The following is a 14,225-nucleotide window of genomic DNA, read 5'->3' on the forward strand; positions in this document are numbered from 1 at the left end:
GTGGCCTACTCCAAGTGCCCGGGGGCCACAGATCCCATAGATCGGCGCCGATCAGCGCCGATCAGCGCCAATGAGCATCGATCAGCACTTATCGGCGCGTCTCCCCCAGCACCCCCCTCAACCGCTGCGCCCGCAGCACCAGCTCCAACTCGAAGCGCCGGTCCGGGTCGTCCATCTCGTCGCCCCACAACTCCCGGATCTGGCGCAGCCGATAGCGGACCGTCTGGGGATGAACCCCCAGGCGGGCCGCCACCTCCGGCGCCCCGCCCCGGATCTCCAGCCACGCCAGTAACGTCTCGGCGAGCCGCCGCCCATGCGTGGGCCCGCAGTGCTCCAGCGGCGCCAGGCACCGCACCGCCAAGTCGTCGATCAGCTCCTCGGGCTGCAGGAGGACCAGCGCCTCCGTGTGCTCCGTGCAGTACAGGACGTCGCCGGCCGGCAGCAGCCGTCGTTCCATCAGGCGTACGGCGGCCTCGGCCCAGCGCAGTGACTTCGCCGCGTCGGCGAGGGCAACCGGGGGGCCGATCGCGCCCGACCAGCCGGTCAGGGCCCGGTGCAGCAGCTCGGGGCGGCCGCCGGCTTCCGGCTCGGGGACGACCATGCGCGGCTGCTCGTACTCCATGTCGAGCAGCACCCCCTGCCCCACCGCCGGCGCCACGGCCTCCCGCGCCGGGCGCAACAGCACGCCCACCGCGACCTTCTCGGGCAGCGGCCAGCCGATCCGGGCCGCCCGCTCCGTCAGGGCGTCCGCCGGATCGCCCCGGTGGTGTTCGGCCAACAGCAGTTCCATCAGGCGGCGTTGCAGGCGTAACCGCTCGCCGGCCTGTCGTGCCGCCGCCTCCGCGTAGCCGCGCACCGACTGGTCGACGAGGCCGTCCAGGTACTCGTACCCCGCGTCCACCAGCTCGTACATCGCGGGCGGCGGGATGTCGACGCGCTGGCCGATCTCGGCGAAACGGCGCCAGGCCAGCCGTACGCCCATCCGGTAGATCGCCTGGAGAGAGTCCAGGGAGCGCCCGTGCAGGCCCTCGCCGCGGCCGAACTCCTGGAAGACGCCCGGCGGGACGGTCGGGCGGCCCTCCGACGTCTCCAGGTGCTGGACGAAGACCTCGATCGCGCGCCGGATGCCGACCAGGGCCATCGGCTCGCCCGACTCGTCGAGGACGACGGGCAGATGCGGGTACTCGCGCTGGATCTCGCTGAGGATCTCCTCGGCGAGGGCGGGGGCGTCGGCCATGGCCAGTTCCGCGAAACGGCGTACCTGGAAGCGGGGTACGTCATGCCAGGCCGAGCGAGTGGACACGGTCGGGGCGGCCGGGGAGGTCGTGGAGCGGGTCGCGGCCACGGTCAACTCCCCTGGCCCGCTTGCTCGTACGTGATCAAGGGTGTGTTCGGCTGGTCGGGCGTCGCTTCCAGCAGCGCGACGACGCCGAGCGCGGCGCCCACCGCGAGCACGGCGGCGAGCGCGACGGTCAGCGCGGCGGCGAGCAGTCTGGACATCGCAGGGTCAGCCTCTCTGTCCGGAGGTTCCGGAGTTCCCGGAGGTACCGGAGGTCCCGGAAGTCGTCCCCACCCCGGTACCGACAGCCCGATCCCAACCCTTGCGTGTGGGCCCAGTCTCGACAAGCTGTGACAGCGCGTCAAGACATTGACACTCAGTCAAGCTGCGCCTACGGTTCCCGGCCCAAGAACGGCCAGGCAACGACCGTGCACCGAAGTGTGCGTCAACCCCCAGGAGTGCCGGATGCGCCGTACCGCCTCACCTCTCTCGTTGATCCTGCTGGGCATCGGCACGTTTCTGCTGGTACTGGCGCCCATGCTGGCCTGGTACGTGACCCCGCGTGCCGCCGTGAACCCCATCGACATCGACACCACAGCCGTTTACAAGGGCACCGGAAGTGTCTTCGACACTGACAAGATCGAGACCGTTCCGGACCAGAACATCACCGTCACCCAGCGGGTGCGCGGCAATGTGGCGGAAAGTGAGCGCAGCGGCAACGCCGTCTGGGACGTGATCACCACCGTCGACACGGACAAGTCGCTGCCGGCCGCCGACCCGCACGACGCGCTGGACTTCACCCCGCATCGCTGGGTGATGGACCGCAGGACCACCAAGCCGGTGCACTGCTGCAAGGAGACGCCGTACATCGAGGGCGAGGCCTATCTGAAGTTCCCGTTCGACGTGCAGAAACGCTCCTACCAGTGGTGGGACAACACCGGCGGGACCACGGTCACCATGCGGTACGACGGCACCGAGAAGATCCAGGGCTACACCGGCTACCGGTTCACCGCCACGGTCGCGCCCCGCAAGGTCGGCACCCGGCTCGTCCCCGGCAGCATCGTCGACGAGCCGGACCGGCCGCAGGTGCTGGCCGAGGAGTGGTACTCCAACCACGGGTTCAAGCTGGTCGTGGACCAGCGCACGGGACGGGTGATCTACGCCCAGACCGGTCCGCGCCGCACGCTGCGGGCGCCCGGCGGCGACAAGGACGCCGCGGTGCTGCTGGACAGCGAGAAGATCGCTTTCACGCCGGCCACGCAGAAGGAGGCCGTGCGGCAGGCGAAACAGGACAGCGGGATGCTGCGCATGGTGAGCGAGACGCTGCCGGTCGGGACTGCTGTGGCGGGATTCGCCCTTGCGGTGGTGGGTGGCGTTTTGTTGGTACGGGGGCGGAAGCGGCCGGAATCCACCGGTACGGTCGAGATGCCCCAGCCCTCGCTCACAATGTGACGTGACGTCAGCTCTAATAAAGCCGGAAATTGTCACGCCGGTGAGTAGCCCTGGCGAACGGCTGGGCGAAAACTGTCCAACCCCACCCGGACACAGCCTGTCCACACCCCACGCAAAGTGACCCCAAGAGACCCACAAAACTCGGTTTCCCCCACAGGAACCCAAACCCTCCCTCCCCCACGCCGAGTTCCGCACCCTGAGACGAGTTGGAGCACCCATGCCCCAGCACGTGCCCTCCCCGCTGCGCGCCAGTCTCCCCTTGGCACCGCAGCACTCCCCTGCGCACCCCCCACATCCGCGCCGAATCGTTTTTCTCGCCCATCGTGACCTGGGCAACGAGGCCGCCGGCGGTTCCGAGCTGCTGGTCGACCGGCTTGCCGACGGGCTGACCCGGCTCGGCCACCAGGTCACCCTGCTGTGCGGAGGCCCCGCGGCCTACCGCGACTACCGGGTCGTGTCGGCCGGCGGTTCCTACGGCCACTTCCTGCGCGCCAGGTCCGCCTTCGCCCGTCAGGTCGGCGACTGCGATCTGCTCGTCGAGGTCTGCAACGGAATGCCGTACTTCGCCCCCCTGTGGCATCGCGGGCCGACCCTGACCCTGGTCAACCATGTGCACACCGATCTGTGGAAGATGCGGTTCGGCGGGGCGCTGGCGCCTGCCGCCCGGCTCGGCCGAAGACTTGAGCACTGGGCGCTGACCGGGGCGCAGCGGCGGAGTCTGCTGGTCGCCGTGTCGCCGTCCACGGCGCAGGCGCTGCGCGGGATCGGCGTCGAGCGGGAGCGCATCCGTGTCGTGCACAACGGGGTGGAGGAGCCGGGGCCGCGTGCCGATCGGTCCTCGGAGCCGTTGTTCGTCGCCGTCGGGCGGCTCGTCGAGTACAAGCGGATCGATCTGCTGCTGCGGTTGTGGGAGCGGGTGCGGCCCGTCACCGGCGGGCGGCTCGTCATCGTCGGGGACGGGCCCGAGCGTCAGCGGCTGGAGCGGCTGGCCGGGCCCGGCGTCGAGTTCACCGGGCATGTCTCCGAGGCCGAGAAGCACCGGCTGCTGTGCGAGGCCTGGATGCTGATGCATCCCTCTGCCGTTGAGGGGTGGGGGCTTGTCGTGACCGAGGCCGCGACTCGGGAGACGCCGACCGTTGCCTTTGACGTTCCTGGGCTTCGGGATTCCGTCGTGGACGGGGAGACCGGAGTGCTCGCGCACGGGGAGTCCTCGTTCGCCGCCGCTTGGTGCACGCTGGCGTTGTCCGGGCATCGGCGGAAGCTGATGGGGAAGGCCGCGCGGGATCGGTCCGCGCGGTATCGGTGGGATCGGAGTGTGCGGCAATTTCTTGCCGTGGCCTCGGAGGCCGTGCGGCGGGATGGGGCGCCGTGACGCCTGGACGCCGTGTCGGTGAGGTTGTCTCGCGACTGCGGGACCGTCGTGGCTTGTCGCGCCCACGCGGCGGAGCCGCAAATGTCACAGCCCCGCGTCCCTTTCGGGGCGCTCCACCGCCCGGGGACATGAAGGACCCCTCCTTTCGGCGGTCCCTTGCCCTCTTTCGGGCCTTCCTGCATGAGCAGGACGATCCCGAAGCCTGTTACTCGCTGCTCGCCCGTGATGCCGCCGATCAGGTCGAGGCCTACGACGGGCCCGTCGCCGGGCGTACCGTCGTGGACGTCGGTGGGGGTAGTGGGTACTTCACCGAGGAGTTCCGGCGGCGCGGTGCGCATGCCTATCTCTTCGAGCCGGACCTGGCAGAGATCGGCGAGAAGCCTCCCGACGGAGCCGTCGTCGCCGACGGGTATCTGCTGCCCCTGCGCGACGGAGTCGCCGACGTCACCTTCTCCTCCAACGTGCTGGAGCACGTGGCCGATCCGGAGACCTTCCTGAGTGAACTGGCGCGGGTCACTCGGCCCGGTGGGCTGATCTACGTGTCGTTCACCAACTGGCTGTCCCCCTGGGGCGGCCATGAGTGGGCCCCCTGGCACTACCTCGGTGCCGAGCGGGCCCGTGCTCGCTATCGGCGGCGTACCGGACGGGACGCCAAGCACACCCTCGGCGAGAACCTCTTCGCCGTGCACATCGGTGCCACCCTGCGGCAGGTCCGCGCCCGCGACGACGTCGAGGTCGTGTCGGCACGCTCCCGCTACTGGCCGTTCCTCGCGGAGACCGTCGTCAAGGCGCCCGGCATACGCGAGTTCGCCACCTGGAACCTCCTCCTCATCCTCAGGCGGTGCCCACCATGACGACGACCACGGTCCAGGCTCCTCCCCCGGCAGCCGTGCCCACCTCCGCGCCCGCCTCGGGGCCCCCGGAGGGTCCTCGGTCGCGGCGCTGGCTGCTGGGGTTCTGGGCCGTGGTGTTCGTGCTGTTGCTGGCGGTGCAGCCGGGGCAGCAGACGTTCGACACCAAGCTGGGTGTGACGGTCGATCCGGGGCAGTTCTTCGCCGATCTCGGCCAGTTGTGGCAGGACGAGGGCAGCTTCGGCGGGATCCAGAACCAGTACTCGGGCTATCTGTGGCCGATGCTGCCGTTCTACTGGCTGGCCGACGTCGTACGGCTGCCGGTGTGGCTCGCGGAGCGGTTGTGGCTGTCGCTGATCGTGTCCGTCGCCTTCTGGGGTGCGCTGCGGCTGGCCGAGCGGCTGCGGGTGGGCAGCGGGGGGTCGCGGCTGGTGGGCGCGGTCGTCTACGCGTTGTGGCCCGTCTTCACCATCGTCGTGGGGTCCACGTCCGCCGCAGCGCTGCCGGGTGCGTTTCTGCCGTGGGTGCTGCTGCCGCTGACCGATGAGCGGTACGCCGCGCGGGTCGCCGCCCTGCGGTCGGCGCTGATCATCCCGTTCATGGGTGGCGTCAACGCCGCCTCCACGCTGGCCTCGCTGCTTCCCGTAGGGCTGTACCTGCTGTCCCGCCCGGCCGGGCCACGGCAGCGGAAGCTGATCGCGTGGTGGGTGCCCGGGGTGATTCTGGCCACCGCCTGGTGGGTCATCCCGCTTCTGCTCCTCGGCACCTACGGCGAGAACTTCCTTCCGTATGTGGAGAATTCGCAGACCACCACGGAGACCATGTCGGCGACCGAGGCCCTGCGCGGGGCCGGGAACTGGGTCGCCTATCTGCACTTCGGGGAGGCCTGGCTGCCCGCCGGCTGGACCGTCGCCGCCTCCGTCGTCGTGATCGTCTGCTCGGCACTGGCGGCCGGACTGGGCCTCGCGGGGCTGGCCCGGCGGGACATGCCGGAGCGACGGTGGCTGGTGCTGACCGTGGTGACCGTCGCGCTGATCCTGCTCGCCGGGTACGGCGGGGCGTTCGGCGCACCCTTCCACGGGGTCGTACAGGACTGGCTGGACGGCGGACTCGTCCCCTTCCGGAACATCTACAAGTTCCAGACCGGGCTCGCCCTGGCGCTCGCGCTCGGGATCGCCCACCTGGTGGGTGTGGCGGCCGAGGCGCGTGGGGCCCGGCGCGTGCCGGGGCGGCGGTTCGCCCCGCTGATCGCGGCGGTTCTCATCCTCCCCGGTCTGATGTGGCCGTATCTCAACGGCTCGATCCTCAACCCCGGGTCCTTCAAGGAGATCCCCAAGTACTGGCAGGCCACGGCCGACTGGCTGGAGAAGTACTCCCCCGACGCCCGCGCCCTCGTCGCCCCCGCGACCGCGCACGGCATCTACACCTGGGGCTCCACCATCGACCAGCCCCTCGACGTCGTGGCCGACTCGCGCTGGGCCCAGCGCGACTACGTCCCCTTCGGCACTCCCGGCAACCGGCGCGCCATGGACGCCGTCGAGCAGGCGCTGACCAGCGGCGGCCAAGTGCCGGGGCTGGCCGACTACCTGAGCCGGGCGGGCATCTACTACGTCGTCGTCCGCAACGACCTCGATCCCGAGCAGATCGGGCAGGTCCCCACGACGACGGTGCAGCGGACCCTCGAACAGTCCGGGTACGAGCGGGTGACGGGCCTCGGGCCGGTCATGACCGTCGGGACGATCGCCCCGGACACCCCGCTGCAGGTGGAGGGGCTGTATCCGCGGCAGCGGGCGGTGGAGATCTACAAGCCGGTGAGCGCGGACGTGCCACGCCCGCACCAGGCCGGGCTGCAGCCGGTCGCCGACACGGCCGTCGTCTCCGGCGGTCCGGAGGCGCTGCTGCCGCAGGCGTCCGAACTGCGGGGCAGGGCAAGCGTGTTGACCGGCGACAACCATCCCGGCCTGGGCTCACCGCCGGTGCAGGTGGTCGGTGACGGGCTGCGGCGCGCGGACACCCGGTTCGGGCTGATCAACGCGGGCACGTCGTACACGTACACGCGCGACGAGCGCAACGCGCCCGACGCCGCCCAGGACGCGGGCGAGAAACCGCACCAGATCCTGCCCACCACCGGCCTCGGCCACCAGACGGTCGCCGAGCTGCGCGGGGCGCGGTCGGTGACGGCGTCGTCGTACGGCAGCTGGCTCTTCCATCTTCCGCAGTTCGACCCGGTCAACGCCTTCGACGGCAACCCGGACACGGCCTGGACCGAGGGCTCGGACGGGTCGCCGGACGGGGAGTGGCTGCGGATCGCGTTCACGGGCGGGTCGTACGACATGCCGTCGTCGTTCAAGGTCACGCCGCTGCCCCAGGAGGGTGTGCGGGAGGCGCCGACGCGGGTGCGGGTGGAGACGGAGAAGGGGTCGGTGAACTCCTTCCTGCGGCCGGACGGCAGCGCACAGACCGTCAAGGCGCCTGCGGGCGCGACCGGTTGGATGAAGCTGACGATCACGGACTCCGTGTCCCGGCGGGCCGGGCTGACCGGAGCCGGGTTCTCCGAGATCGACCTGCCGGACGTGCAGGTGACCCGGCTGCTGCGCCTGCCCACCGACGCCAAGGACTCCGGCGCGGCCGCCGAGATCGTCTCGCTGTCCCGTACGGCCGACCCCACCGGGCTCTCCCCGACGGGCACGGAGGCCGGCCTGCACCGGCGCTTCACCACGTCCACGGCGGGGACGTACGAGATGCGGGCGAGCGCCGTGCCGGTGCCGAGCGAGGCACTGGACAAGCTGCTGTACGAGGTGGCGCCGGACCAGCGGAACCGGATCGTCGCGACCGCCGACTCCACGGCACGGCTGGGGGCCGGCCTGTCGCCGCGCAACCTCACCGACGGCGACCTGACCACGGCGTGGATCGCGGGCGACCGGCCGACCATCCACCTCAACTGGCCCGGGAAGCAGGCGGTGGGAGAGGTCGTGCTCGCGCCGGCCGGCGGGCTGTCCACCCGTCCGACCGAGGTGCACATCAGCTCCCCGGACGGCGCGGCCATCGCGGGCGTCGACGAGAACGGCGTGGTCCGCTTCCCGCCGATCACCACCGACCGCCTGGACATCACGATCACCCAGACCGCGCCCCTGACCCTCTACAACCCGATGGTGGGCGAGGACCTGCAACTGCCCGTGGGCCTGACCGAGGCCTACGTCCCGGCCCTCGACCAGTACCGGACCCCGAAGCCGAGGGACACCCGGCCGTTCTCGCTCGCGTGCGGGAAGGGGCCGGTGGTGTCGGTGGACGGGGAGCTGTACGAGACGAGCGTGCGGGGGACCGTACGGGATCTCGTGGAGCGACGACGGGTCGACGTGACGCTCTGTCAGCGTGGGCGCGACGACGCCGAGTTGCAGCTGAGCGCCGGTGACCATCAGGTCGAGGGCGGGGACGGCGGGCCCCTCGTGCTCACCGACGTGACGCTGACCCGCGGCACGGTCGCCGAGGCCTCGACGGCCGCACGTGAGCTGGGGATCCGGGACTGGCTCGGAGACCGGCGCGCGGTGACCGTCGGGTCGGGAGCGGCGAGCTACCTGACGATGTACGAGAACTTCAACGACGGCTGGCGCGCCACGCTGAACGGCGAGGAACTGACGCCGGTACGGCTGGACGGCTGGCAGCAGGGCTGGCGGATCCCGGCGGGCGCCGGTGGCACCGTCGAGCTGTCGTACGAGCCCGCGGTGACCTACGAGGGCGGGCTGATCGGCAGTGCGGTCGCGCTCGCGCTGCTGGCCGGGCTGGTGCTGTGGCGCCGGCGCGCCCCGAACCCCGACGAGCCGCAGGCCGCTCCGCCGCTGCCGGGGCTGTGGCTGGGCACGGTGGCCGTGACGGTGGTGGCGGTGTTCATCGCCGGGTGGTTCGCGCTGCTGGTGCCGGCGCTGGCGGTGGTGGCGTGGCTGAGGCATGCGCTGCTGGTGCCCCTCGCGTTCGTGGCCCTCGCGGGTGCGGGGGTCGCCGCGGCGGTCGGGGCCGGAGAGCCGGTGGGAGTCGGGGAGGGCGCCTTCGGGCGGGCCGCCCAACTGCTCGCGCTGGTCGGCCTGTTCGCGGGTGTGGTGAGTGTGCGGGAGCGGGAAGGGGCGGTCGGAGCGGCCCTCCTGCCGCCGGTTTCCGGAGGTGGCGCCTCGGCCGGCGGCCCGCCGGAAGCGCCGACGCGGCCGTTGCCGCACCGGGAGCGGGGGCGCAGTCCGCTGGGGACCGAGCCGCCCGAGGGCCCCGGAGCCCCTGGGCCTTCCGAGCGCTCCGGTCCGACTGCCCCGCCGCCAGACTCGGGGCCGACCGTCTCCGCGCGCGGCCCGGGCGGAGCGGAGGCGGATCCGCCGACCGCGCGGATCGCGCCCGGCAGTCCGCGACACCGGGCGACCGGGCCCGAGGACGCTCCCGCGTCCGACGACAGCGGTGACACCGGGAAGGGCACAGCCACATGACCGCACTGCAGCAGCCCGCACGCGCCGGGGGGCCGCTTCGGCCGCCGGTCCGTGTCCCGTTCCCCGTCGTGGACGAGGTCGCCCGGCACTGCCTCCAGCAGGAGGAGCCGGAGACGGTCCACATCGAGGTCCATCTGCCGGGGCGGCTGGACGCGGGGCGACTGCGTACGGCCTTCACCGAGGCGCTGCGCCGGCATCCGCGGATCCTCATGCGGGAGGCGCCGAGGCAGTGGTACCGGCGCCGGTACGAGTGGGAGCTGACGGCGGAGCCGGACGTGGAGGTGGTGGGCTTTCCGGCGCCGGGGAAGGACGCGTTGCGGGATGCGCGGACCCGGGCGCTGACGGAGGCGCCGCCGTTGTCCTTGTCGCCGCCGATCCGGTTGGAGGTCGTGGAGGGGGCGGGGGCGGTCGAGGGGAGCGAGGCGACCGATGCCGTAGGTGTGCGGCTGCGCGGAGCCGACGGTCCACGGCCACGCCCGGCACAGGGAACCGTCCTCTTCCTCACCATCAACCACACCGCCCTCGACGGCCCCGCCTGCCTCCGCGTCCTCGCCACCGCCGCCGAGCTCTACAGCGGCAAGGACAACTCCCCCGCCGCACCCCCCGTCCGCACGGCCTCCGAGACCCCGGAGCTCCCCGAAGCCACCCCCTCCAACTGGTCACCCCCCGCCCGGGTGGCCCCCGGTACGCCCGAACCCTCCCCCGGCAACGGCATGCTCGTCACCGAGCTCCCCCTCCCCCACCGCCCCAAGGGCTCCCCCTACACGGTCAACGACCAGCTCATGGTCACCACGGCCCTGACCATCGCCCACTGGAACAGAGAGCACGGCGCCGACCCACGCCCCCTGCGCATCACCATGCCCGTGGACGACCGCCCCCGCGACGCCACCATGCCCATCGGCAACGGCACCCGCCTGGTCGAAGTCCCCTTCACTCCCGAGGAGTTGGCCGCCCACGCCCCGGCCGACATGCCCGCCCTCCTGCACCGCACGGCCACCCGCACCCGCGCCCTCAAGTCCCTCCCCCGCCCCCAACTCGGCCACGGCGCCTCCCTTCTCACCGCCCCCTGGGCCCCCGTCTCCGTGCGTGCCGCCCTCACCCGCGGCCTGCGCAGAGCCGCCGCGCCCTGGACCTCGACGACCCTCCTCAGCAACATCGGCCGTATCCCGTACCCCCTGGACTTCGGCGAGGAGGGCGGCCGGGCGCACGCCGTGTGGTTCTCGGCGCCCGCCCGGATGCCCCGCGGCCTCACCGTCACCACGGCCTCCACGGCGGGCCGCCTGCACCTCGCGCTGCGCTGGTCGCGGGCCCTGCTGAGCCACGGCGACGGCGCCCACCTCAGGGACCTCTTCGAGCACTACCTGCACACCACGGAGGTGACCCCGTGACGACCTCCCCCGTGAAACCCCCCGAACTGCGCGACTTCTACGAGAACCCAGCCGTGCCCGTCGCCTCCGGCACCCCCCGCAGCCGCCGCCAGGCCCGCATGCTGGCCGAGGCCCTGGGCCCGGCGTCCGCCGAAGGGACGCGCACGATCCTCGACATCGGCTGCGGCGACGGAACCGCCGCGGGCACCGCCGCCCCCTTCCTCCCCGGCCACCGCATCGTCGGCGTCGACTGGTCCCAGGACGCCCTGCGCCGGGCCCGCACCCGGATCCCGTACGCCGTGCGCGGTGAACTCACCGGCGGCGGGCTGCCGCTGCGGTCCGGGTCCGCCGACGCCGTGCTGTTCAGCGAGGTGATCGAGCACCTGGTCGACCCGGACGCCGCGCTGGACGAGATACGCCGGGTGCTGCGCCCCGGCGGCCATCTGATGCTCTCCACGCCGAACCTGGCCGCCTGGTACAACCGCGGCCTGCTGCTGGCCGGGGTGCAGCCGGTGTTCTCGGAGGTCAGCCTGCGCGGGATCCACGGCCGGCCCGGAAAAGAGGTCGTGGGGCATCTGCGGCTCTACACCGCCCGTGCGCTGCGCGAGTTCGTGGCCGCGTCCGGCTTCGAGGTCGTACGCCTCGCGGGCGCCCCCTTCCACGGCGTACCGCGCCCGCTGCGGCCCCTCGACCGGCTGGCCTGCGCCAGGCCGTCGCTCGCGTCGATCCTGCTGCTGCACGCACGACGGACCTAGGGGGGGTGGACCGATGTGGTGGGGAGTGGCCGCGGCCCTGCTGGCGAACACGCTGTACAGCCTCGGTTTCGTCCTGGAGAAACGGGCGCTCGGCTCACTCCCGGAGGTGACCGTCCGGCAACCCGCCCGGCTGCTGCGGCTGGTGATCGGCAGCCCGCTGTGGATCGGCGGCTCGCTCTCCCTGGCCGCCGGGTTCGGGGCACAGCTCGTGGTCTACCGCACCCTGCCGATCGCCGCCGCGCAGGGCATCTTCGTCTCCGGGCTCGTCCTCCTGGTGCTGCTCTCCGCGCGGCTGCTGGGCGAGGAGACCAGCGGGCGGGAGCGGTACGCGCTCGCGGCGATCCTCGCCGCGCTGCTGATGGTCGTGCTGTCGCTGCGCGAGGGCTCGGAGAGCGTGAGCCAGGGCGCCCCGTATCCGCTGATCCTGCTGGTGTGCGTGCCGTCGCTGGCGGCGGGCGTGTGGCTGTACAACTCCGCCGAGCGCAGGACCCGGCACCGGCACCGGCTGCCGACGACCGGCGTCGAGTACGGCGTGGCGGTGGGGCTGCTCTACGGGGTGAGCTCGCTGGCCATCAAGGGCGTGTCGAGCCACCTGACGACGAGCGGGATCGGCGGCGCGCTGCTGGATCTGCTCCGCTCGCCGTACCCGTATCTCCTCCTCTTCACCGGCGCGTTCGGGCTGGTCATGTCGCAGGCGGCGCTGCAACGCTGCCGGGCCTCGCTGATCGTGCCGGTGTGCACGACGGTGACCTGCCTCTACACGGCCGTGCTCGGCACGCTGTCGTTCGGCGAGGCGCTGCCCGAGGACCCGCTGCGGCTGGCGCTGCGGGTCGCGGGGACGGCGCTCGCCGTCGCCGTACTGCTGTCGATGCCGCGCCACGACCGCCGTCCCGCACCCGCTTCTCCTCAACCCCCCATCGGTGCCAAGGAGTTGACACCACCATGAAACCCGACGACCCACTGCTGCGGATCCTGGCGTGCCCCCTCGACAAGGGCCCGCTGCACCTCGTCGTACCGGATACCCCCGCCGAGGCGGAAGGGGCGGCCGAGGCGCTGTACAACCCGCGCCTGCACCGCCGTTACCCGATCGTCGACGGCATCCCGCAGCTGCTGCCGGCCTCCGGTGAGCAGGTCTCCGACGACGAACACGAGGAACTCCTCAAACGGATGGCCCCATGACCCTGGCCGCGCACATCGCCCCGCTGCTGCCCACCCGCCTGGTCGCCGCCGTCGCCCGGGCCGTGTACCCGCGCTTCGAACCGGAGCTGGCCCGGCTGGCCGAGCTGTGCCCCGCCGGGTGCGGGACGGCCGTGGACGTCGGCGGCTGGTACGGCCCGTGGACGCGGCGGCTGTCGAGACGGGCACGGCGGGTGGTGACCGTCGAACCGGTCCCGCATCTGGCGCGGCTCCTGGCGGCGACGGCCCCGCCCAACGTCCGGATCGTGCAGGCCGCGGCGGCCGAGCGGCCCGGCGCGGCCCGGCTCTGGCTGCCGCCGCACGACGCGGGCGACCGGGGGGTGTCCTCCCTGGTCCGCCGGGACATCCACGCCACGGCACTGCCGGTCAGCTGTGTCACCCTGGACGAACTCGGCCTCAAGGACGTCGGGTTCGTCAAGGTCGACGTGGACGGCAGCGAGCTCGCGGTGCTGCGTGGCGCGACCGGCGTCCTGGCGCGTGACCGGCCCGCCCTGTTCATCGAGCTGGAGTCCCGTATCCAGCCGATCGGCCCGGTGGTGACGTATCTCTCCCTGCTCGGCTACGACGGCTGGGTGCTGCCCGGCCGCGACTGGGTGCCCCTGAGCCGCTTCCCGCTGGAGGACCACCAGGCGGAGACCTCGTACGTCGTCACCCAGGGCCTGCTGCGCCGGGTCCTGCCCTTCCGGCGGCCGCGGTACGTCAACTCGGTGCTCTTTCTCCCCGACGGCCGCCGCCCGATCGGCGACGATGGGCAGCATGCCCTCCGGATCCGCAGAACACCCCGCTAGCGGCGGAACGAACCCCGTCGGCCCGTTCACCCCGCTCGACTTCCAGCTGGTGCTGCTGCGCCGCATGGCCGACCACAATCCGGACCTGGTGGACGACGCCCGCCGTCAACTGGGCGTCTCCCTCGCCGAGATGCGCGAGGCGAACAAGCGGTGGCAGGCGATGGTCCGCTCCCCGCGGGCGCGCGGGGCCGCCTCCCGGTACCGGTCGGTACTGGGCGCGCCCGAGTCCGTCGTCACCCGCAAGGTCGGCGACCTGCAGTGCGAGGCGTGGCTGTGGCCGGTCCCGCTCTGGCCCGACCTGCGCTTCGAGGTACTGCTCGCCCCGAACGGCGCGGTGTGGAACGAGTGGCTGGTCCGCGCCCCCGACGCCGGAACCCCGACCCTGCGCACCCTCGCCGACCTCACCCCCTGGTCCTGCACGGTCGACGAGGCGGCCCACGCCTTCGCCCCCGCCCGCCCCCTGGAGGGCACGGCCCCGACGCGATGGGGGCTGGCGTTCACCGCGCCGGACGGGGAGGGCGTACGGCGGGAGGTGGTGGCCGAGTTCACGTGGGGGTTGTTGCAGAGGGTGGCGGTCCGGTAGTTCGGGGGCGGGGTCGACTCGGCAATACACGGGCGGACCGCCCCGCGGAGGAGGCGGAAGGGCCCGCAGTCGGAGGCGGGCGGCCCGGTGGTCGGAGGCGGTCGGCCTCGCAGAC

Annotated in this window: 12 protein-coding genes; 10 read left to right on the forward strand and 2 right to left on the reverse strand. The window is 72.5% G+C overall.

Features of this window, described 5'->3' with window-relative positions; translation table 11 throughout:
• Positions 1–88: 88 nt before the first annotated feature.
• Together EJ357_RS14370 and EJ357_RS48275 are read right to left on the reverse strand one after the other, a co-directional pair.
• Complete coding sequence (locus EJ357_RS14370) at positions 89–1,345, reverse strand: helix-turn-helix domain-containing protein (protein WP_126391990.1); 1,257 nt, start codon at positions 1,343–1,345, stop codon at positions 89–91.
• A gap of 2 nt (positions 1,346–1,347) precedes the next feature.
• Complete coding sequence (locus EJ357_RS48275) at positions 1,348–1,500, reverse strand: hypothetical protein (RefSeq protein WP_167348315.1); 153 nt, start codon at positions 1,498–1,500, stop codon at positions 1,348–1,350.
• Between the two features lie 244 nt (positions 1,501–1,744).
• Between EJ357_RS48275 and EJ357_RS14375 the strand changes: the two genes are divergently transcribed.
• The 10 genes from EJ357_RS14375 to EJ357_RS14420 all read left to right on the forward strand — a co-directional run bounded on the left by EJ357_RS14375 (position 1,745) and on the right by EJ357_RS14420 (position 14,110).
• On the forward strand, positions 1,745–2,731 hold the full coding sequence (locus EJ357_RS14375) for a DUF3068 domain-containing protein (protein ID WP_126391991.1): 987 nt from the start codon (positions 1,745–1,747) through the stop codon (positions 2,729–2,731).
• 217 nt (positions 2,732–2,948) lie between these two features.
• On the forward strand, positions 2,949–4,103 hold the full coding sequence (locus tag EJ357_RS14380; protein WP_126391992.1) for a glycosyltransferase family 4 protein: 1,155 nt from the start codon (positions 2,949–2,951) through the stop codon (positions 4,101–4,103).
• A 128-nt stretch (positions 4,104–4,231) separates the two neighbouring features.
• The gene (locus tag EJ357_RS14385; protein WP_126391993.1) at positions 4,232–4,957 is read left to right on the forward strand and encodes a class I SAM-dependent methyltransferase; all 726 of its coding nucleotides are present in this window, start codon (positions 4,232–4,234) and stop codon (positions 4,955–4,957) included.
• Complete coding sequence (locus EJ357_RS14390) at positions 4,954–9,420, forward strand: DUF3367 domain-containing protein (protein ID WP_126391994.1); 4,467 nt, start codon at positions 4,954–4,956, stop codon at positions 9,418–9,420. The genes EJ357_RS14385 and EJ357_RS14390 overlap by 4 nt, the downstream gene beginning before the upstream one ends.
• Positions 9,417–10,808 carry a condensation protein gene (locus EJ357_RS14395; protein ID WP_126391995.1) on the forward strand — a complete coding sequence of 464 codons (1,392 nt, stop codon included), beginning with the start codon at positions 9,417–9,419 and terminating at the stop codon, positions 10,806–10,808. Before EJ357_RS14390 ends, EJ357_RS14395 begins: the two co-directional genes overlap by 4 nt.
• Entirely contained in the window at positions 10,805–11,542 is a 738-nt protein-coding gene (locus EJ357_RS14400; RefSeq protein WP_126391996.1) for a class I SAM-dependent methyltransferase, read from the forward strand. The genes EJ357_RS14395 and EJ357_RS14400 overlap by 4 nt, the downstream gene beginning before the upstream one ends.
• Positions 11,543–11,567: 25 nt before the next feature.
• On the forward strand, positions 11,568–12,488 hold the full coding sequence (locus EJ357_RS14405) for a hypothetical protein (protein WP_126399488.1): 921 nt from the start codon (positions 11,568–11,570) through the stop codon (positions 12,486–12,488).
• On the forward strand, positions 12,485–12,721 hold the full coding sequence (locus EJ357_RS14410; protein ID WP_126391997.1) for a Trm112 family protein: 237 nt from the start codon (positions 12,485–12,487) through the stop codon (positions 12,719–12,721). The genes EJ357_RS14405 and EJ357_RS14410 overlap by 4 nt, the downstream gene beginning before the upstream one ends.
• On the forward strand, positions 12,718–13,527 hold the full coding sequence (locus EJ357_RS14415) for an FkbM family methyltransferase (protein WP_126391998.1): 810 nt from the start codon (positions 12,718–12,720) through the stop codon (positions 13,525–13,527). The genes EJ357_RS14410 and EJ357_RS14415 overlap by 4 nt, the downstream gene beginning before the upstream one ends.
• Positions 13,487–14,110 (forward strand): hypothetical protein, encoded by a 624-nt coding sequence (locus EJ357_RS14420; protein ID WP_407698485.1) that lies wholly within the window; start codon positions 13,487–13,489, stop codon positions 14,108–14,110. The genes EJ357_RS14415 and EJ357_RS14420 overlap by 41 nt, the downstream gene beginning before the upstream one ends.
• The last annotated feature ends 115 nt before the right edge of the window (positions 14,111–14,225 follow it).

The organism is Streptomyces cyaneochromogenes, from assembly GCF_003963535.1.
GTDB lineage: Bacteria > Actinomycetota > Actinomycetes > Streptomycetales > Streptomycetaceae > Streptomyces > Streptomyces shaanxiensis.